The sequence below is a fragment of the Sphingobacterium sp. GVS05A genome, assembly GCF_019969845.1.
Taxonomy (GTDB): Bacteria; Bacteroidota; Bacteroidia; order Sphingobacteriales; family Sphingobacteriaceae; genus Sphingobacterium.
Genome location: NZ_JAHXYR010000015.1, coordinates 1 through 1,681 on the forward strand (window position 1 = coordinate 1; position 1,681 = coordinate 1,681).

2 protein-coding genes are annotated in these 1,681 nt (G+C 31.2%); both read right to left on the reverse strand.

What is annotated here, in order from left to right; translation table 11 throughout:
* A partial coding sequence (locus tag LC454_RS26215) for a hypothetical protein (protein ID WP_223585386.1) occupies positions 1-923 on the reverse strand: 923 nt, incomplete at its 3' end.
* The gene (locus LC454_RS26220; protein WP_223585387.1) at positions 920-1,360 is read right to left on the reverse strand and encodes a hypothetical protein; all 441 of its coding nucleotides are present in this window, start codon (positions 1,358-1,360) and stop codon (positions 920-922) included. The genes LC454_RS26215 and LC454_RS26220, both read right to left, overlap by 4 nt.
* Positions 1,361-1,681 lie beyond the last annotated feature (321 nt).

Sequence of the window (1,681 nt, forward strand, 5' to 3'; positions counted from 1 at the left end):
TTGGTCCCTAATGGTGCCATAAGATCTGTAATTTTAAGATCATGACTTAAGTAAGGTTTTTCAGCATCCATATATTCTTCAAAGACCACGGGATCAATGGGATTACCTGCGATATTGTCGTCCGAAATCTTATCTTTTTCTTGAAATATAATATCTTCGGTTAACAGCAAAAAATTCTTGGAGAAAATATTGCAACATAAAATACTATTAAATATAACGATCAAAGTCAATCTGATGACTATTGTCACATCATCAAAAAGACTGCCAACGACAGAAAAATAATGAACGAAAGTAATAGGAAACAAAATAATCAGGCAAAAAAGTATCTTATATAACCAAACTAGGGACGAAGTACCTATATCAGCAGAGTATTCTTTGATCTTTTTTCTATAAGTAAATACTCGATGGAGGGATAGAATGATATAAAAAGAACTAAAAATCAGCCTAAAAAAAGGTGTCAGTTTTGCCAAAAATAAGACAAACGATTTATATTCAGGATAAGCATCCATTCCACCTTTTAGAGAACCAAAAATGTTACGAGAAATTATAACGATACAGACACTAGTTAGTAGAAAGAAAAAGACAGGGATGCCATAATGCCAAAAATTGAATTCTTCTGCTTTGCGTAAACGAGTGATTTTAAAAATAATATGATATAATAATACAGGAATAAGCAGCATACTAAAATAATACACCGGAATTACATAATTAGAGAGATCTTTGTAATGAATAAAAAATAAAATAGTTATACTGTAAACTATCTCAATACAGTAAAAAATAACTAATAAAAAGGACAGCCTTTTAGTAAAAACATCATGTTTATTAAAATACAAATTTATAAACAACAAAATAAGACAATACAGAGCAGAAAAAATCGGCAATGCAAAAGCCAATACTTGTGCTAATAAGTTTAAATCCATCATTCTGAATATTTATCGTTTTTATGTTTTTCTTCAAGTTTCTTCTTAACCCGCCAATAATTACGTAGGCTGCCAAATCCTGCCATCGTAATGAGTGTCTGCAAATCTTTCTCCTTATGTTCCGGATCTTCCATCAAAGAATCTAACTCCCTAAGCCGCCACATATTGATGTAATTACTAAAATTAACACCATAAGCAACATTTACAAACTTGGAGAAATAAGCTCTATTTGTATTAAAAATCTTCACCATTTGCTCCATCTTGAGATCAGGGTCAAGGAATGGTTTATTTTCTCGAAAATAGGAGTCTAATTGTGCTTGCGAAAGAATTGAAGTCGCTTCCTCTTTCACTTCAATTATGTTATCCTTTTCCTCCGATATACTAACTTGAACATCATTTTCAATCCGGCCTGAAGGCATCAAAATTTTATTTATCTGCAAATAGGTCTTTTTTAAAACGTAATTCCTTTGCAACAAATTATAAGTTAAGATTAGATGTTGCACAGGGATAAACAAGGCATATAATAAATTGTTATACGACGTGAATGAATACAACCCTATAAATGTTATCAGAAGCAATATTCTAAAAAACAGTACGTAATTCAACCATTTAATTTTGCTCCAATCCTCGTACCTCCCCTCTGACATTAACTTGGTATAGCTATCATAAAGGTGTCGGATCATTAAATAGGTATAATACACCGAATACAGTGCTACCGAAATGAAAAGATATGGTATAAAAAAATTAAAGACATCATTATG